The organism is Rhodohalobacter sulfatireducens, from assembly GCF_022012475.1.
GTDB classification, from domain to species: Bacteria; Bacteroidota; Rhodothermia; order Balneolales; family Balneolaceae; genus Rhodohalobacter; species Rhodohalobacter sulfatireducens.
In genome coordinates this window covers 279,178-297,456 of record NZ_JAKLWS010000001.1, presented here as the reverse complement: position 1 = coordinate 297,456, position 18,279 = coordinate 279,178, and the positions used below count along the sequence as shown (strand labels likewise).

At 41.3% G+C, this 18,279-nt stretch carries 15 protein-coding genes and 1 pseudogene; 14 read left to right on the top strand and 2 right to left on the bottom strand.

Annotated elements, in window-relative coordinates:
* Window positions 1-37 precede the first annotated feature (37 nt).
* From mnmG to L6773_RS01245, 4 genes and pseudogenes are all read left to right on the top strand, one after another.
* Window positions 38-1,927, top strand: coding sequence for a tRNA uridine-5-carboxymethylaminomethyl(34) synthesis enzyme MnmG (gene mnmG, locus L6773_RS01255; protein WP_237852021.1), 1,890 nt, complete (start codon window positions 38-40; stop codon window positions 1,925-1,927).
* A 6-nt stretch (window positions 1,928-1,933) separates the two neighbouring features.
* The gene (locus L6773_RS01250) at window positions 1,934-2,572 is read left to right on the top strand and encodes a 16S rRNA (guanine(527)-N(7))-methyltransferase RsmG (protein ID WP_237852020.1); all 639 of its coding nucleotides are present in this window, start codon (window positions 1,934-1,936) and stop codon (window positions 2,570-2,572) included.
* A 316-nt stretch (window positions 2,573-2,888) separates the two neighbouring features.
* Window positions 2,889-3,157, top strand: a pseudogene (locus tag L6773_RS21630) (endonuclease domain-containing protein); the annotation flags it as partial.
* Window positions 3,158-3,499: 342 nt separating this feature from the next.
* Window positions 3,500-4,453, top strand: a complete 954-nt coding sequence (locus tag L6773_RS01245; RefSeq protein ID WP_237852019.1) for a helix-turn-helix transcriptional regulator — start codon at window positions 3,500-3,502, stop codon at window positions 4,451-4,453.
* Window positions 4,454-4,511: 58 nt separating this feature from the next.
* On the opposite strand, the gene gyrA is transcribed toward L6773_RS01245, so the two are convergent.
* Together gyrA and gyrB are read right to left on the bottom strand one after the other, a co-directional pair.
* Window positions 4,512-6,977: a DNA gyrase subunit A gene (gene gyrA / locus L6773_RS01240; RefSeq protein ID WP_237852018.1), complete on the bottom strand. Its 2,466-nt coding sequence runs from the start codon at window positions 6,975-6,977 to the stop codon at window positions 4,512-4,514.
* Between the two features lie 97 nt (window positions 6,978-7,074).
* Window positions 7,075-9,012: a DNA topoisomerase (ATP-hydrolyzing) subunit B gene (gene gyrB, locus L6773_RS01235; protein WP_237852017.1), complete on the bottom strand. Its 1,938-nt coding sequence runs from the start codon at window positions 9,010-9,012 to the stop codon at window positions 7,075-7,077.
* A 599-nt stretch (window positions 9,013-9,611) separates the two neighbouring features.
* Here gyrB and rpmB point away from each other — a divergent pair.
* From rpmB to dxs, 10 genes are all read left to right on the top strand, one after another.
* Window positions 9,612-9,857 carry a 50S ribosomal protein L28 gene (gene rpmB / locus L6773_RS01230; RefSeq protein ID WP_237852016.1) on the top strand — a complete coding sequence of 82 codons (246 nt, stop codon included), beginning with the start codon at window positions 9,612-9,614 and terminating at the stop codon, window positions 9,855-9,857.
* 3 nt (window positions 9,858-9,860) lie between these two features.
* Entirely contained in the window at window positions 9,861-10,025 is a 165-nt protein-coding gene (gene rpmG / locus L6773_RS01225) for a 50S ribosomal protein L33 (RefSeq protein WP_109647408.1), read from the top strand.
* A 15-nt stretch (window positions 10,026-10,040) separates the two neighbouring features.
* Window positions 10,041-10,211: a DUF4295 family protein gene (locus L6773_RS01220; RefSeq protein ID WP_237852015.1), complete on the top strand. Its 171-nt coding sequence runs from the start codon at window positions 10,041-10,043 to the stop codon at window positions 10,209-10,211.
* Window positions 10,212-10,452: 241 nt separating this feature from the next.
* Entirely contained in the window at window positions 10,453-10,911 is a 459-nt protein-coding gene (locus L6773_RS01215; protein WP_237852014.1) for a GatB/YqeY domain-containing protein, read from the top strand.
* 7 nt (window positions 10,912-10,918) lie between these two features.
* Window positions 10,919-11,482 (top strand): CvpA family protein, encoded by a 564-nt coding sequence (locus tag L6773_RS01210; protein ID WP_237852013.1) that lies wholly within the window; start codon window positions 10,919-10,921, stop codon window positions 11,480-11,482.
* Window positions 11,479-12,693 carry a tyrosine--tRNA ligase gene (gene tyrS, locus L6773_RS01205; protein ID WP_237852012.1) on the top strand — a complete coding sequence of 405 codons (1,215 nt, stop codon included), beginning with the start codon at window positions 11,479-11,481 and terminating at the stop codon, window positions 12,691-12,693. Before L6773_RS01210 ends, tyrS begins: the two co-directional genes overlap by 4 nt.
* Before the next feature lie 71 nt (window positions 12,694-12,764).
* Window positions 12,765-13,214 (top strand): MarR family winged helix-turn-helix transcriptional regulator, encoded by a 450-nt coding sequence (locus L6773_RS01200; protein ID WP_237852011.1) that lies wholly within the window; start codon window positions 12,765-12,767, stop codon window positions 13,212-13,214.
* 124 nt (window positions 13,215-13,338) lie between these two features.
* The gene (locus L6773_RS01195) at window positions 13,339-15,756 is read left to right on the top strand and encodes a DNA internalization-related competence protein ComEC/Rec2 (RefSeq protein WP_237852010.1); all 2,418 of its coding nucleotides are present in this window, start codon (window positions 13,339-13,341) and stop codon (window positions 15,754-15,756) included.
* 244 nt (window positions 15,757-16,000) lie between these two features.
* Window positions 16,001-16,216 (top strand): exodeoxyribonuclease VII small subunit, encoded by a 216-nt coding sequence (gene xseB, locus L6773_RS01190; RefSeq protein ID WP_237852009.1) that lies wholly within the window; start codon window positions 16,001-16,003, stop codon window positions 16,214-16,216.
* A gap of 8 nt (window positions 16,217-16,224) precedes the next feature.
* Window positions 16,225-18,150, top strand: coding sequence for a 1-deoxy-D-xylulose-5-phosphate synthase (dxs, locus tag L6773_RS01185; RefSeq protein WP_237852008.1), 1,926 nt, complete (start codon window positions 16,225-16,227; stop codon window positions 18,148-18,150).
* Window positions 18,151-18,279: the final 129 nt, after the last annotated feature.

The window sequence follows — 18,279 nt, the reverse complement described above, 5'->3', positions numbered from 1 at the left end:
TTTAATAATTGATTAAGTATAATAATAACAAATGTTTATGGATAGTTTGTATCCCACATACGATGTGATTGTGGTGGGGGCCGGCCATGCAGGAAGTGAAGCGGCCGCTGCTTCTGCCAATATGGGAGCGAAGACATTGCTGATTACAATGAACCTGGATGCAATTGCAAAAATGTCTTGCAATCCGGCGATGGGTGGTGTTGCCAAGGGACAGTTAGTTCGTGAGATCGATGCTCTGGGTGGATTAAGTGGTATCGTTGCTGATAAGAGTGGTGTACAATTTCGAATGCTGAACAAAAGCAAGGGGCCGGCTATGTGGAGTCCCCGTTGCCAGAGTGATCGTTCTCTCTATTCAAAAACAATGAGAGAAGAACTGGAGAAAATTCCCAATCTTCATTTCAGGCAAGATAATGTAGTTGAAATTCTCACGGATAATGAGGGAAAAATAGTTACCGGCGTTGTCACTCAAACAGGCCAAAGTTTTGAGTCCAAATCAGTGATACTAACAAGTGGTACTTTTTTGAATGGTATTATCCATATAGGGGAGAGTCAGTATGGAGGCGGCCGATCAGGTGAACGAGCTTCGGTTGGCGTATCCGCATCACTGGAAAAACTTGGATTTGAAGTAGGGCGGCTGAAAACAGGAACGCCCCCGAGAATTGATGGCCGCTCTGTTGATCTCTCACAACTTGAAATTCAGTATGGTGATGAGGATCCGAGTCCGTTTTCATTTATGACTGACGTTCTTCCCGGTAAAGATGAGCAGTTAACCTGTTGGATTGGCTACACAAATAGCGAAGTTCATGAGATGTTAAAAACAGGATTTGATCGCAGTCCGATGTTCAATGGGCGGATTCAATCTGTGGGCCCTCGTTATTGTCCGAGTATTGAGGACAAAATTAATCGATTTGCTGATAAAGATCAGCATCAACTCTTCCTGGAGCCTGAAGGATGGGATACGTATGAGATGTATCTAAATGGTTTTTCAACGTCTTTGCCCGAAGATGTTCAATATCATGCACTTCGAACTATTCCGGGTTTTGAACAAGCCGTCATGCTTCGTCCCGGTTATGCCATTGAGTATGATTATTTTCAACCCTACCAGGTAAAACGGAGTCTTGAGACAAAGAGGGTGAATGGCCTTTTCTTTGCTGGACAAATTAACGGGACAACCGGTTATGAAGAAGCCGCTTGCCAGGGAATGATGGCCGGAATCAACTCCGCTTTATATGTCCAGGAGAAGGAACCCTTTATTTTGCAAAGATCTGAAGCATATATTGGTGTTTTAATTGATGACCTCATCAATAAAGGCACAGAGGAGCCATACAGAATGTTTACTTCACGGGCAGAGCACAGAATTCTACTTCGGCAAGATAATGCCGATCTACGACTGACAGAACTTGGAAAGCGTATTGGTTTAGTTCGGGATGAACGATATGAACGATTTGCTCAGAAGAAACAGGAGATTGATCAACTCTATGATTTGATTAGTGATTATACTGTGTACCCGGAAAAAATGGATCCAATGTTAGAAGTGAAGGGTACATCTATACTCACACAACCCGTAAAAGCAAAATCTCTTGTTCCAAGGCCACAGCTTCATTTGCAGGATATTTTAGATGCCGATGAAGAGCTTCAGCAAAAAGTTGATGAGATTACCAGTAATACCTATGTACTCGAACAGGTTGAAATCCAGATTAAATATGATGGATATATAAAGAGAGAGTTTGAGATGGTAGAGGAGATGAGTAAACAAGAGAATACGGAGATTCCTGAGAAGATAAATTATGATAATATTCAAAGTCTTTCTTCGGAAGGAAAGTCAAAGCTCACTAAAATTCAACCGGAAACGATTGGACAGGCATCTCGAATAAGTGGTGTTTCTGCCAGTGATGTTGCGGTTTTGATGGTTTACTTGAAAGGATAGTTTCACGTGAAACACCCTATAAAAACTATTCAGATCGACTCAGAGACCCTTTCGAAGGCGAGAGAACTCTATTCTGAACATGAAAAAGAGATGGAAGCTTATCTTGATATACTCTTAGAGTGGAATGAAAAGATAAACCTTGTCAGCCGGAATGTTTCACGTGAAACAGTGAGGGAGCATATCATTCACTCCCTTTTGCCAATTCCACTCGGTTTAATTCAATGGCACGACAAATGGATCGATTCCGGAACGGGTGGCGGACTCCCCGGGATACCATTGGCCATTTGTGAGAAAGAGAAAAGGTGGATTCTAAACGACAATGTCCGCAAAAAGATGAAGGCTGTTGATGATATCGTCAATAAAATTGAATTAAAAAATGCTGATATCATTGCGAAAAGTATCTCTCTGGTAGAGTTGGAGAAGGGGACAGGACTTGTAACGAAACACGCCTTTAAAATTAAAGATCTATTGAGATTATTAGGAAAAGCTCCCTGGCAAACCATCCTTATGTGGAAGGGGGTAGAGGATGTGGAAAAAGAAGTCCGGCGCGCCCACAAAGATATTATTGCGACCATTTACGAGTTTAATTTCGGGAAGGATGAGCCGTTTTACGAGGGGAAAGGAATTGTAAAGATCGAGAGATAATCATTGAAATCCCCCTTACTCCCCTTTTGAAAAGGGGGAGTCGCTCATTGCTTTTTGAGGTACTTTGTAGCCAGTCAGATCAATTGCTTAAAAAGCTATCTTCTATAAATTGAATTTTAAGCAAAAATTATAAATTTTATTATAATTAATTCTCTCTTAGAAAAGGGAGAGTAAGAGGGATGTAAAAAGCGCGAACTCAATTAAAGAATGAAGAGAAATGAAAATCCACTACAATCCAAAACTCAAAGAGGGGGCAAGAGAATTACACAACAATTCCACTCCTTCAGAAGTCTTATTGTAGAATCAGTTAAAGCGAAAACAGGTGCTTGGCTATCAATTCTATAGGCAAAAACCCATTGGTAACTATATTGTTGATTTTTTTAGTTATAAGCTTCGTTTAGTCATAGAAATTGACGGAGATAGCCATGATGATCATACATATAAATACGACAGTGAAAGACAAAAAAACTCGAGTCTATCGGTTTAACAGTTTTAAGATTTGATGATCATGAAGTAAAAAATGATATGGATAATGTTCTGAGAGTTATTGAGGAGTGGATTTTAGAAAATAATCGAGATGATTGAAATCTCCCCCTGTGTCCCCTTTTCCAAAAGGCGGAGTTCGATGAATGCCTTTGAACGTATTGAAATTGACTCACGAATTCTCCCCTAATAAGGGGAGAGAAAGAGGGGTGTAAAAGATCCGTTATTAATTTTTCACAAGTATATTTTCAGTTTAAATTGCTTGTCATGGAAATCCCCCTCAATCCCCCTTTTGAAAAGGGGGAATTGTATCAAGCTTTTTGGATTTTTTGCAATCGGTCATAGTTGCTTCCAAAAATTAATTTAGTCCTTCATTTAGCTTTCAAAAAGAGAGACTTTTCTTACCTTCAACAGAAGAAGTAGAATCAAAATATCACAAATAACATGTCCAGACTTAAAAGCTCCGAGCGGCGCATGAAGTTGATCTTGATGCTGCAGGAATCAAAAAAGAGATTAACCGTTGATGAACTTGCGGAAACTTTTGGAGTAAGCAGGCGCACGATCTTCAGAGATTTCAATGTTTTATCGGAAATAAATGTACCGGTTACGTGGGATAAATACAGCGGTTATGGAGTGATGGATGGTTACAAAGTTCCACCTCTTATGTTCACAGCGCAAGAGCTCGCCACAATTATGGTTGGATTGAATTTTGTTAAATCTCAGGTAGACAAACAGCTTGTTGATGATGCCAAGGGAGTGGAGTTAAAAATAAAAAATACAATTCCGGATGAATTGAAAGAGTTCATGGATTCGCTTGATGACCGTACAGTAGTTGACCCGTTTTTACATTTTGGCCATCAGAAAAAAGAAGGCGGCAACTGGTATTTAGTCAGCAGTGCAATTTCGCAATCAAAATCTTTGGGGTTCAGATACCAAAGCAAGGGTGACAATGAAGTGACACAGCGAATTGTCGATCCATATTTGTTGGTTTTTTATCGAGACCACTGGAACATTATCGGGTTTTCACACAAAAGAGATGCAATTCGAAACTTTGTGCTTGATCGAATGGATGAAGTGAAAATTTTGGACAAAAAATTTGAGCAAAAATCACAAATTGACGTAGAAGGGCTTATTTTTGGTTCTAACGAATCTGGGCAGTTAATAGAGGTGTATGTACAAGAACCGGTCGATCGTGCGTTTAGAGCCAATCTGCCGACAAAGATTTTTAAGGAAAAGGCCATTTCAAATAAAAAAATTAAGGTAAGTTTTAAATTTGAAAATTTGGACTACATCAACGAATGGCTTCTTCAATTTGGGGATAAGGTTGAAATTGTCTCCCCAAATGTTTTGAAAAAGAAGAGAGAGAAAATTTTGAACTCGATGTTAGAATCATTGTGAAATAAAAAAGGCTCCCAAAAATGAGAGCCTTTTAAGAAAAATGAATTATAGGTGAAAATTAACCGACGTTATCGGTTTCGTCGGCATCTTCATTTACAACCCGGGTGATCGCAGCGATCTTGCCGTCATCATCCAGTCTCATAATTCGAACTCCTTGAGTATTGCGTCCCATGGTTCGAATTCCTTTGCACTGCATTCGGATTACTTTTCCGCGTTCAGTAATAACCATTAGATCATCATTGTCTGAAACTTCCTTAAGCGCAATCAAGTTTCCGGTTTTTGGCGTAACCTTCAGTGTAATCACACCTTTACCGCCACGGCTTTGCTCACGGTAATCGTCAACCAGTGACCGTTTGCCGTAACCATTTTCTGAAATGGCGAGGACTGTGGCTTCGTGAGTGTTCTTGATCACTACCATGTCAACAAGTTCATTATTCTTGCCTAAATTCATGCCTCGAACACCTGATGTGTTTCGGCCCATATCTCGAGCCTCTTCTTCATGAAATCGTATCGCACGTCCTTTTTTATTGGCAAGTATGATATTACTTTCTCCATCTGTAAGAGCCGCCTCTAAAAGGCTATCGCCTTCACGAATGTTGATTGCAATTATTCCGTCTCTGCGTGGTCGACTATAGGCTTCAAGTAATGTTTTCTTAACCTGACCCTCTTTTGTGGCCATAATTATTGAGTGACTGTTGATATACTCTTCATCCTCAAGTGTTTTAACGGGCACAAATGTTTTGATACTGTCATCCTTATCAATATCGATAAGATTGACAATTGCACGGCCCCTGGCTAACCTCGACCCTTCCGGGATTTCATAGACTTTCAGCCAGTAACAATTTCCTTTTTCAGTGAAGAAAAGAATGTAGTTGTGATTGGTCGCTACGAAAAGATGTTCTACATATTCATCATCTTTAGTTGTGGTACCTTTCATTCCTTTTCCACCACGTCGTTGCCGGCGATAACCACTGACCGGCATCCGCTTGATGAAACCTTTATTTGAGATCGTTACAACAACATCTTCGTCGGCAATCATATCTTCAACGCTGAAGTCATCGGCTGAGTAGATCACCTCAGTCCGTCGTTCGTCACCGTATCGATCCTGCAGTTGAAGCAGTTCATCTTTGATAATTCCCTTCTGTTGGTCTCGATTTGAAAGGATAGATCTGAATTCAGAAATTTTATCAACAATATCCCTGTATTCCTGGTCAACTTTTTCCCTTTCGAGACCCGTCAGTTTTTGAAGCCTCATATCCAAAATGGCTTTCGCCTGGATATCTGTGAGCGCAAACTTTCTTCGAAGTTCTTTATTGGCTTCCTGCGGATTGTTGGCCGCACGAATGGTTTTAATTACTTCATCAAGATTGTCGAGCGCAATTTTCAACCCTTCCAAAATATGTGCTCGAGCTTCAGCCTGATCGAGATCATATATGGTTCGGCGGATAATAACTTCAATCCTATGCTCGATAAAACGTTCTATTAACTCTTTGAGCGGCATTACTTTAGGTCGCCCCTTAACGAGCGCAAGATTAATTACACCAAATGTCTGTTGCATCTGGGTGTACTTATAAAGCTGATTTAAAACAACACCTGCATTCGAATTTCTTTTCAGTACGATTACAACTCGAAGACCTTCACGATCAGATTCATCCCGGATTTCGGAAATTTCTGTAATCTTCTCGTCTTGCACCAGCCGAGCCATTTTTTCAATCAGGGTTGATTTGTTGACCTGGTATGGAATCTCGGTGATAACAATCTGCTCACGATTTCCACGCAGCTCTTCAACATTAGCTCGAGCCCGCATGGTAATTTTTCCACGACCGGTGTGATAAGCTTCTTTCACACCTTCGTATCCATAAATAATACCACCGGTAGGAAAATCAGGAGCCGTGATATGCTTCATTAAATCATCGGTCTCGATCTCCGGATCATCAAGAACGGCAACGGTTCCGTCGATCACCTCATTTATATTATGAGGCGCCATGTTCGTGGCCATTCCCACAGCAATTCCGGATGCTCCATTCAGAAGCAGATTTGGTAACATCGCCGGTAGAACGGTAGGCTCGGTGAGCGTGTCATCAAAGTTATCCTGGAAGTCTACTGTATCTTTGTTGATGTCGGTAAGAAGCTCTTCAGAAATTCTCTGCATCCGCACTTCAGTATAACGCATAGCCGCTGCAGAGTCTCCGTCAATAGAACCAAAATTCCCCTGGCCGTCAACCAGTGGGTATCTCAATGAGAAATCCTGAACCATACGAACAATGGAATCATAAACGGCAGAATCTCCATGTGGGTGATATTTACCCAAAACTTCACCGACAATACGCGCACTCTTCTTATAGTTACGATTGTGAAGCATCCCGAGATCGCTCATGCCGTAGAGAGCACGACGATGCACAGGTTTTAAACCATCCCGTACATCCGGAAGCGCTCTGGATACAATCACAGACATCGAGTAGTCGATGTATGAAGATTTCATTTCATCTTCAATCGTTACTGGTATAATCTTTTCACTTGCCATATATAGAAGTTAGTCTAGTGTAGTAAGTCTTGTTTATCGAATGAATATAGTTCCAGGTTAAAGTAAACTTTTTACTTTGGCCTTTTAGTTTCACTCATCAAATATCAAGTGTAGCGTATTTAGAGTTTTGTTCGATGAATTCACGCCGTGGTTCCACATCGCCTCCCATTAAAGTAGAGAACATTTTGTCGGCTGCGGCAGCATTTTCAATGGTAACCTTCTGTAAAGTTCTTGTTTCAGGGTCCATTGTGGTTTCCCAAAGCTGTTCCGGGTTCATCTCGCCAAGTCCCTTATAACGAGAAACATCAAATTTGCTTCGGCCCTTTTTAAGTTCCCTAACCAATTTATTTCGGGTATCTTCATCCCATGCATATTGGATTTCACCGCGGCTTTTAGTAATTCTGTAGAGCGGAGGTGTAGCAATATAAACATGGCCGTGTTCAATAAGCGGATGCATGTATCTATAGAAGAAGGTTAGTAGAAGTGTACGGATATGAGATCCATCCACATCGGCATCTGTCATAATTATAATTTTATGATACCGAAGTTTTTCCAATTCAAACTCCTCTTCGTGGCCTACGCCCGTTCCAAGAGCGGTAATCATCGCCTGTATCTCTTTGTTTTCAAGAATCCTATTGATTTTAGCTTTTTCCACATTCAGAATTTTACCCCGAAGTGGGAGAATTGCCTGGAAGCTTCTATTACGGCCCATTTTTGCAGAACCACCGGCAGAGTCACCCTCAACAAGGTAAACTTCACTGTGCGCCGGATCTTTGATGGAGCAATCGGCCAGTTTTCCGGGAAGTCCACCACCACTCATTACACTCTTACGTTGAATTAGCTGGCGCGCCTTTCGGGCAGCTTCACGGGCCTCGGCAGCAACAATCACTTTTTCCAGGATCTTCTTGGCAATCTTAGGATTTTGCTCGAGGTAATCATTCAGTTTTTCATAAAGAATAATCTCTACCGCACTTTGAACTTCCGAGTTACCAAGCTTTGTTTTTGTCTGACCTTCAAACTGAGGTTCAGCCACTTTTACACTTAAAACGCAAGTCATTCCCTCGCGGAAGTCCTCTCCGGAAACATTAATCTTACTGTTTGATTTAATGATGTTATTCTTGTCCGCATAGTTTTTAAAGCAACGGGTTAATGCACGCCGAAATCCTGATATATGTGTTCCACCCTCGCGCGTATTAATATTATTGACATACGAATGGACGTTTTCGGTGTAGCTGTCATTATATTGGATTGCAAGCTCTACGGGTACATTATCTTCCTCTCCTTCAATATACATGGGTTCATCCATCAAAGACTGGCGGCTTTCATCAAGATACTTTACAAAATCTTTTACGCCACCAGAATAATGGAAGGTAATCTCACCCTCTTCGTCCTCATCCGCTCGTTCATCAACAAGATCGATAGTGATTTGAGGGTTTAGAAACGCGAGTTCACGCATCCGATCTGCTATGATATCGAATTTGAACTCTGTTGTTTGAGTAAATATTTCCGGATCAGGCTTAAATTTAATAATAGTACCGGTATCGTCCGTTTCACCGGTTTTTTTCAAAGGGACTTTTGTGCCGCCCTTTGAAAATTCCATGACATAGATCTCACCATCCCTGTGAATTTCAGCATTAAATTCAGAAGAGAGTGCATTTACACAACTTACACCTACTCCATGCAATCCACCGGAAACTTTATATGATTCTTTATCAAATTTACCTCCGGCGTGAAGCTTCGTCAAAACGACCTCCACAGCAGGTAGATTTAATTTTGGGTGAGTATCTACCGGAATTCCACGACCGTTATCCTGAATTGTGATGGAGTCGTCTTTGTGAATGGTAACTTTAATATAATCGCAATAGCCGGCAAGGGCTTCATCGATAGAGTTGTCAACAACCTCATTAATCAAATGGTGGAGACCACGCTGACCGGTATCTCCAATATACATGGAGGGCCTTTTCCGAACAGCCTCAAGTCCCTCTAAAACCTGAATATTCTCTGCTTTATAATCGGATCCTTTATTCTTTGCCATAAATGGGGGTTGAGTGATATTGTAGATAGCCTCTGTAACGCCTAAAATTAGCGTTTATAAGCGCAATTTCAAAAAAAGAATGATATTTATTCAAAAAAACAGGATAGGCGATGAGGGGTAATTTATCACGTGCGGAAGTGACGGTTTTTTAATAGTTCTTAACCGAGTGAATTATACCTAATTCTGTTGAAAAAATGAAGTGATTGTTTATTGATTAGAAATGGAGTAGAAAAACTAAAAAATATTGATTGATAAAAAGAAAGCGCTACAAGTAGCATTTGAATGAGGGCGCATTCAAAAGGTCTCTGATGTCAAGTTTTAATCTGAAATGTAAGTTTTCAACAGATTAACGGTGCAAAAGGTGATATTCTATCACATGATGATGTGATATAGAAAAGATGTGTACCTATTAATAGGGAGATATAAATAGCAATAAAATTGTTGCTGAGCGTTGCTGCATCGTCTGGATTTAGAATCTTTATCAAAGTTCATTCGAAGGATCAGTAATAAGCTGAATTTTCTGTAAAATAGAGATTGAAATTATTTGGATTTAACTTTACCTTAAAAGTCTATCAAAAATTTAGATAACAAGTAGAATTATGGCACGCAAAGACGATATTACTGGTAAAGGAGCTCTGAATGGGTATCGATCGTCTAAATCGAACAACAAGACCAAGCACAAATTTCAACAGAATCTTCAGAAAAGACGATTTTATGTTCCTGAAGAAGACAGATGGGTAACGCTGAAAGTGTCAGCCAAGACGTTAAGAACCATCAACAAGAAGGGAATTTCAGCGGTTCTGAAAGACGCCAGGAAGAAAGGTACATTATTAAAAGAGGTATAAACTATGGCAAAAGGAAATCGCATACAGGTAATACTAGAATGCACGGAAAAACCCGGCAGCTCTCGATATGTTACGATGAAAAATCGTAGAAATACCACAGAGAGACTTGAATTGAAGAAGTATAACCCGGTATTAAGAAAGCATACCGTTCACAAAGAAATTAAGTAAAGTTAAGGTACTCACATGGCGAAACGACAAGTATTTGGCGAAGAAGCGAAATCGTTGAAACAAACACATCGCAAAATGGCGAAAGTGATCATTTCAACGAAGAACGAACGTGGTAAATACGCGTTTAAAGAAACGATTATAGATCAGGATGATGTGACTGATTACATTCAGAGAAACAAATCCTGAGAAACGAACAACGATTGTAGGAAAGGTTTCATCCAAACGGGTGAAACCTTTTTTTTTGCGATCTGTTTCCTATAATACATATGTGATTTGAACAGATTTTGGATGAATTTGTACCGTCATTAAAAACAAAGTAAAACAATCCCCAATCTGTTGAAGTGCTTTAGATTGCCACGCAAGCCCGTAATGACAAAATTGACAAACTCTCATTACATTAAAGGATAAATAATTACCATAATCAGACATGAGTTTAAAAAATAAAATACTAGATGATTTGAAATCTGCCATGAAAGCGAAAGAGGCAGATAAACTGAATGTTTTGCGATCACTGAAGGCAAAATTGCTGGAAAAAGAGATCAGCGAACGAAAAGGCGGCGAAGCTTCCCTAAGTGATGAACAAGTTGTGGAAGTTCTGATGAAAGCCGCCAAGCAGCGAAAAGAATCGATCGACCAATTTGAGGAAGGCGGTCGCGATGACTTAGCAGATAAAGAGAAATTTGAGCTTGAGATCATCGAAGAATACCTTCCCGAAATGATGGATGAAGATGAAATCCGCAATGCTGTGAAAAAGCAGATTGATCAGATGGGCGCCACCGATATGAGTGATATGGGTAAAGTAATGGGGGCTCTCATGGGGCAGTTAAAGGGTAAAGCAGAAGGAGCAACCATCAGCAAGATTGTAAAAGAGGAACTTTCAAAATGAGGGAACCATGAACTTTCTTGATATAATCATCTTACTGCCGATTGCATACTTTGCATATAAAGGCTTTAACAGGGGATTTATCAAGGAAATTTTTGGGATTGTTGGAATTGTACTGGCCGTTTACATCACCTTTGAATATATGGGCACCATCTCAGGAATTTTGGCTCCTTATGTTGAGAACAGGGATCACTCTACGATAATTACCGGAATTATCTCTTTTGTTCTTATTATTGCGGCTGTGCAAATAACAGGTTTTGCACTTGAGCGATTTATAGATGTTGTACAGTTGGGAATTTTGAATAAGATTGGAGGAATGATATTTGCAGGATTGAAAACCGCAATCCTCATCAGTGGTACACTTTTACTGCTTGCGGGCCTTGGGGTTCCCTCAGAAGAATCCGCCTCAAAATCTGTTTCGTACCCGGTAGTTATTTATGTAGCCCCCGCCGCTTTTGATGTAGTAGCCACCCTGGTTCCCGGTACAGAAAATTTTATTCAAACAATTGAACGAACTATACAGGAAAACAACACACTTAGAGAATTACCAATATTTGAAAATTCAGATACATGAACTTTAAACCCGTTGATGAACAGTTAGCCGTTATTAAAAGGGGAACGGTAGAAATTGTCCCCGAACAGGAATTGATTGAAAAATTAAAGAAGTCTAAAAAAGAGAATAAATCTCTCAAAATTAAACTTGGTGTAGATCCCACCCGCCCGGACTTACACCTTGGCCACTCAGTGATTCTGAGAAAACTACGCCAGTTCCAGGACCTGGGACATGAAGCCATCCTTATTATAGGTGGATTTACTGCTATGATTGGGGATCCCACTGGTCAGAATAAAACACGACCCGCGCTCTCGCTCGAAGAGGTTCAGGAAAATGCTGAAACCTATATCAGCCAAGCTCAAAAAATACTTGATGAGAGCAAAACCACGCTCGTCAATAATGTAGATTGGCTGGGTGATATGACTTTTATGGATGTGGTTCAACTATCCTCAAAGTTAACGGTTGCCCGAATGATTGAACGGGATGACTTTTCTAAACGGTTTGAAAATAATGAACCGATCTCTGTACATGAGTTCCTGTACCCACTTGCTCAGGGCCAGGATTCCGTTCACCTGAAATCGGACGTGGAGTTGGGTGGTACTGATCAGAAGTTTAATCTGTTAGTTGGCCGTGATTTACAGAAAACCGATGGCCAGGAACCACAGGTTTGTTTGATGATGCCACTGCTTGTTGGAACAGATGGATCAATGAAGATGAGTAAATCCTATGATAATTATATAGGAATTGATGAACCCGCGAATGATATGTATGGGAAAGCACTCTCCATCCCTGATGAATTGATCTATACCTATTTTGAGCTGGTAACGGATGTATCCATTGAGGAACTCGAATCACTCAAACAGAAAGCCGAAGAAGATCCGCGAAATACAAAACATGAATTGGCTCATACCATCACCCGAATGTACCACGGTGAGAAAGCGGCAGAAGCAGCCCGAAAGCATTTTGAAGAGACCGTGATCAAGAAAAATATTCCGGATGATGCCCCGGAGTTTCATTTTGAGTCGGGATCAACGGTTCGATTATTAGACATTATTTCAGACGCTGAGATGACGTCCAGTAACGGGGAAACCAAACGGATGATGAAACAAGGCGGCGTGTCTTTAAATGAAGAGAAGATTAAAGACCCGGGTTTTGAAGTTACATTTGAGAATGGAAAAGAGTATGAGCTTAAAGTAGGTAAGCGGAATTTTGCAAGGCTCATTAGTGGTTAAAGAGCACTGCTTAGGAGTTTCCGCAAAAATCCTATATTCTGTTGAAATCAATTGACTTAATTTAATCCAGCATGGGTACACACTATCCGGGAACGAAATCGGAAAAGAAAACACTGAATGCGTTCATTAAATTGATGAGGGCAACGGAGTCGATGAATAACCGGTTGAACAGGCACCTTGCTGAGGCAGATCTGACGTTAAGTCAATTTGGTACTCTGGAAGTATTGCATCATCTCGGACCGTTAAATCAACGATCAATTGGTGAAAAACTATTGAAAAGCGGCGGCAACATCACCATGGTGATTGACAACCTCGAACGATGCGGGCATGTAAAAAGAAAAAGGGATCCCGACGATCGCCGTGCAGTACTCATTCATCTTACACCACAAGGAAAAAAATTTATTGAGGACTTTTTCCCGAAACATCTCGAAAAGATCAAGGAGGAGTTTGGTGTACTTACCGAAGTGGAGAAAGATACACTCGCCGAAATTTGTAAGAAGTTAGGCTTGAAGGAGGAGTAAGATTCAGGATTCTAAGAGGGTTTAGAATTGCCACGGAAGCACTGAAAACTCAAGAATTTAAGTTTTTAAGTGGCAATGGATCTCAATTTCTGTAAGGTTTCGACAATTCCCGGTTCATACAGGTATGAGGGACAGAGACTCATACCGTTTTCCTTTTGCCGCTTATCCAGCGGTACGCATCATGCTATTGATGGGGTTTGGTATTTCCATACCCCATCTTCTATCCCTCTCTTTCAACACCGTACTTGTACTTTTAGCAATAGTTACGGCAGGATGGTTACTCTTTGAATTCATTCTGAAGAAAAAATTCATCATCATTTCCAGTCAATTCGCAACAATCTTTTATTCACTCTTGGTTGTGACGGCTTCAATGGCATTGGCCTCTCTTCAAAATGAAAAGAATTCGATTCAAATAAAGAATTCTGAGCCGATTCAGTTTTATGAGTGGGAAGATCTCAGAATCAAAGGAGAAATCATTGAGAGCGGTAAAAGTACCTCAGGAAGAGATCTGTTTACCATGAAAGTGCATGAAACGCTGCTTCCGAAAGAATTAACCTGGAAGGGAGAGTACAAAATCAGGCTATACGCTGACTCCACTTCAAGCGATGGACTATTTGTGGATGATGAAGCTGAAATGGAAATAAGTATCTATGAATTTCCAGAACAAAGAAATCCTGCAGGATTTGATTATGGTGAATGGCTGCATAGCCAGGGTATTTCAGCCCATGGTGAACTGAAAGAAGTGATAGACCTGCAACAAGGTGGATGGCTGAGTTTTGGAAAATGGCGTGGACATATTCTTCAAAATATTGATCAATTGTTCGAGCCCGAGAAAGCATCTCTTGCCAAGGCTCTTTTATTGGGTTACAAAGATGATTTAACACCCAAAGCAAAAAAAGAATTTGCCAGGGCAGGTCTGTCACATATCATGGCTGTTTCGGGTTTACACGTGGGGTTTATTGTTGCACCCTTGTGGTTGGCTATACCATTTTTATGGGGATCAAAAAGAGGGAAATGGTTAGGCCTCATTGTTTTAACGCTTTTTCTATTTTTATATGCAGGTATAACCGGGTTTAGTCCGTCAGTAAGTCGGGCTTCATTAATGGCGTGGTTGCTGACCTATGGAAGGCTGTTTCATAAAGTGAGGAATTCTATCAACTTAACAGCTGTAGCCGCAGTAATTTTACTATTGATGGATCCGAATCAACTTTTTGATGCTGGATTTCAACTTTCGTTTGGTGCTGTATTCATCATTTTATTGATAATGCCCGAAGCCCAGCGATTCATTCCTCAGAAACATCAATTCCGGTGGACAGGCGGTTTAATTTCTATCATTCTTGTATCATTTGTAGTACAGTTGGGATTATTTCCGATCCTGGCTGCCTACTTTGGTGAATTTTCTATTGTTGGACCCGTCTCAAATGCTTTGGTTATCCCGCTCTTAACGATTGTTGTACCCGTTGGCCTGGTAGTTATCGTATCATATTCACTGCTTCCCGAGATATTTGCTCTAACAGCAATACCCCTTGAATTTGTACTGGGATGGATTGAGGGAGTGGCAACAATTACAGGTGGGAACAGTTTTAGTTTTATAAGTGTAGGTGAGGTTTCAATAACTGTTTTCCTGATTTGGTTATTTGCCATTCTAACAATATCAACACTTCGAATACCAAAGCTGCGGTGGAAAATCGCAATCTGCCTGCTTCTGGCAGTCAATTTGTTACTGACTGAACAGGTGATCAAGGAATCTGAACCTAAAAAATTGAGAATTACTTCCTTGGATGTTGGCCAGGGAGATGCTATTCACATTGAAACCCCGAATGATAAGCACCTGCTTGTGGATGCGGGGCGGTGGTCCCCCGGCGGTAACAGCGGGGAGGAGGTAATTCTACCCTATTTAAAGGAAAAAGGTATTCACAGGCTGGACGGTGTTTTGTTATCACATCCGCATGCAGATCATATTGGAGGCATGGTAGAGATCATAGAGAACGTAGAGGTCGATACGATTTATCAAACTTCTATAGGTTATGAGTCTCAGCTTTTTGCTCGATATATGGAGAAAGCGAAACAGGAAAGTATCCCGATCAAGAATCCTGTAGCCGGGGATATTATTGAGATCGATCCATCTTTAAGAATTTTTGTAATTGGGCCAACTACCGGATCGGGAACTTCAAATATCAATAACCACTCGCTTGCCTTTAAACTGGTTTACGGGAATACATCAGCTCTATTTAGTGGAGATGCTGAAAAGCAGCAGGAAACTCAATTGGCTTCGGTCTATGGTGATTTTTTAGAATCCGATCTCTATAAAGTTGGTCACCATGCAAGTAATACCAGTTCTACAGCATCATTTATGGAATTTGTTGAGCCTGAAATTACGGTAGCATCTTTGGGATTTGAAAACCGGTTTCGTCATCCGGGAACTGAAACGGTCGTCAGATTGCATAAATACAGTAATGAGCAAAATTATACCAGTTTAAGTGGTGCAATTATGTATGAATCGGATGGGAAAGTATTCAGAAAAGTAAAGTGGAGGCAATAAGGGGTCTCGCAGATTATCGCAGATGCAACGCCGAGTTATAATGAGTAATTAAAGAAATCTGCGAAACACTGCGTCTAACTCCGCGCAACTCAGCGAGAAAAACAGAATATATTGATCACACCCCATCAAAAAAAACAGCATCTAACAATGAACATTTCTTTGTATTTTTGATATACTCTTTTGGTTTGATGCTATTCGATAAGAGGCTTACTTTTGATGCATCTACTTTCAATAGAAAATAATTATGACAGAAAAGGAACGACCGAGTTTCGAAGAGGCTTTAGAGAAGTTGGAAACCATTGTTGAAAAACTAAACGATGGAGAAATTACACTCGAAAAATCTGTTGAACTTTATGAAGAAGGTCTCCGGCTATCAAAAATTTGTTCGGAGACGCTAGAAAACGCCGCACTTAAAATTGAGCAGATTGATCAATCTACAAATACTGATAAGGAAGCATAAATTGCGCCATGGAAGAACCATATAAACCAGAACCGGGAAAACTTCTCAAAGATATCTACGTCCCTTCTGATCTGAAAAAATTAAAACCGGAGCAACTTCAGCAGGTTTGTGATGAGCTTCGCGAATTTATCATTGATATGGTATCCGTACATGGAGGCCATTTTGGTGCCAGCCTCGGGGTGATTGAGTTAACTGTGGCACTTCACTATACCTACAATACACCCGATGACAAAATTATTTGGGATGTTGGTCACCAGGCGTACGGCCACAAAATTTTAACGGGCCGACGTGAGGAATTTCACACCAACAGGAAATACCAAGGGCTTTCAGGATTTCCGAAACGGTCTGAGAGTGAATATGATACGTTTGGCGTAGGACACTCAAGTACATCTATATCCGCCGGTCTTGGCATGGCCATTGCCCGTGATTTAGATAAGAGTGATAAGAAAGTTGTATCTGTGATAGGTGATGGTGCAATGACAGGCGGAATGGCATTTGAGGCCTTGAATAATGCGGGTGCGTTAGAATCAGATATGCTGGTAGTGCTGAACGACAACAATATGTCGATTGATCCAAATGTCGGGGCTCTTAAGGAATATCTCGCGGAGATCACCACGAGCAAGACATTTAACAAGATGCGCGACGAAATTTACGATCTCCTCGGCCACTTTAAATCTGCCGGCGATAAGATGCGGAAAGTTGCTTCTAAACTGGAGCGTGCGATGACGGCCGCGATCACACCCGGTGCATTGTTCCAGGCGCTTGGTTTTAAATATTACGGTCCGGTTGATGGACATAATGTAGATGCACTTCGCCGTCATCTGGAAGATTTGAGAACAGTATCAGGGCCAAAACTGCTTCACATCGTAACAGTGAAGGGAAAAGGTTTTGCACCGGCAGAACGTGAGCAAACGAAATGGCATGCGCAAAGCAGCCCGTTTGATAAAATTACGGGCCAACCGCTTTCGGCTTCTCAGAGGAGTACATCTCAGCCACCAAAATACCAGGATGTTTTTGGTGATGCGTTAGTTGAACTGGCTGAAGAAAATGAAGATATCGTTGCAATTACTCCGGCCATGCCAAGCGGCTCAAGCCTCTGGCCGATGATGAACAGATTTCCCAATCGTGCGTTTGATGTGGGAATTGCCGAGCAGCATGCCGTAACCTTCGCAGCTGGATTAGCTACACAAGGCAAAAAAGCGTTTGCTGCTCTTTATTCTACATTTTTACAGCGTGGATACGATCAGGTTATTCATGATGTGGCTGTACAAAATCTGCCGGTTGTGTTTTGTATTGACAGGGCCGGACTTGTTGGAGCCGACGGACCCACTCATCACGGACTCTATGATATTTCCTACCTGCGGGCATTGCCAAATATGGTGGTTTCCTCGCCAATGAATGAGCAAGAGCTTCGCGATATGCTTTATGCTGCATCAAAATATAACAACGCGGCCTGGGCGGTCCGGTATCCGCGGGGCAGATCGACCGGAATGGACGTTCGAAAAGAGTTCCGGGATGTGGAGTTAGGTAAAGGCCGGATTATTGCTGATGGCGAAAAAGTAGCCATACTCAGTTTCGGTCCGATTGGAAACTATGTATTAGATGCCAGAACCGAACTCCAAAAAGAGGGAATCACTCCGGGCCACTTCGACATGCGTTTTGCCAAGCCGCTGGACACAGAATTGATCGACCATGTTTTGTCTAATTACGATAAGATCATCACGATTGAGGATGGTACAAAACTGGGCGGTTTCGGTTCAGCCGTGGCTGAGTATGTTGCGGAGCAAGGTGTTGCCGTTCCAGTTAAGATTATGGGTGTACCCGACAGGATTGTTGAACACGGAACCCAGCGACAGCTCCATGATGAAGTAGGTATTGGGCCTGATGGAATCATTGACGAAGTAAAAAAAGCGATGGGTGTATTGGTGGAGTAAAAAGGAAGTCCCCCTTTGAAGGGGGAAAGAATCAACTTAGTTGATTCAGGGGGGGGATGACTCCTGACGAATCGTTTTTTCTTAAACATTTTTAAAATTAATAGTAATTTTCCCCCACACTCCCTTCGA

Excerpts from the sequence above, each read along its gene's own strand:
- L6773_RS01195 (WP_237852010.1), top strand. The coding sequence starts at position 13,339 with ATGAGGGACAGAGACTCATACCGTTTTCCTTTTGCCGCTTATCCAGCG.
- L6773_RS01210 (WP_237852013.1), top strand. The coding sequence starts at position 10,919 with ATGAACTTTCTTGATATAATCATCTTACTGCCGATTGCATACTTTGCA.
- rpmB (WP_237852016.1), top strand. The coding sequence starts at position 9,612 with ATGGCACGCAAAGACGATATTACTGGTAAAGGAGCTCTGAATGGGTAT.
- L6773_RS01200 (WP_237852011.1), top strand. The coding sequence starts at position 12,765 with ATGGGTACACACTATCCGGGAACGAAATCGGAAAAGAAAACACTGAAT.
- L6773_RS01215 (WP_237852014.1), top strand. The coding sequence starts at position 10,453 with ATGAGTTTAAAAAATAAAATACTAGATGATTTGAAATCTGCCATGAAA.
- xseB (WP_237852009.1), top strand. The coding sequence starts at position 16,001 with ATGACAGAAAAGGAACGACCGAGTTTCGAAGAGGCTTTAGAGAAGTTG.
- L6773_RS01220 (WP_237852015.1), top strand. The coding sequence starts at position 10,041 with ATGGCGAAACGACAAGTATTTGGCGAAGAAGCGAAATCGTTGAAACAA.
- mnmG (WP_237852021.1), top strand. The coding sequence starts at position 38 with ATGGATAGTTTGTATCCCACATACGATGTGATTGTGGTGGGGGCCGGC.
- rpmG (WP_109647408.1), top strand. The coding sequence starts at position 9,861 with ATGGCAAAAGGAAATCGCATACAGGTAATACTAGAATGCACGGAAAAA.
- L6773_RS01245 (WP_237852019.1), top strand. The coding sequence starts at position 3,500 with ATGTCCAGACTTAAAAGCTCCGAGCGGCGCATGAAGTTGATCTTGATG.
- dxs (WP_237852008.1), top strand. The coding sequence starts at position 16,225 with ATGGAAGAACCATATAAACCAGAACCGGGAAAACTTCTCAAAGATATC.
- gyrA (WP_237852018.1), bottom strand. The coding sequence starts at position 6,977 with ATGGCAAGTGAAAAGATTATACCAGTAACGATTGAAGATGAAATGAAA.
- gyrB (WP_237852017.1), bottom strand. The coding sequence starts at position 9,012 with ATGGCAAAGAATAAAGGATCCGATTATAAAGCAGAGAATATTCAGGTT.
- tyrS (WP_237852012.1), top strand. The coding sequence starts at position 11,479 with ATGAACTTTAAACCCGTTGATGAACAGTTAGCCGTTATTAAAAGGGGA.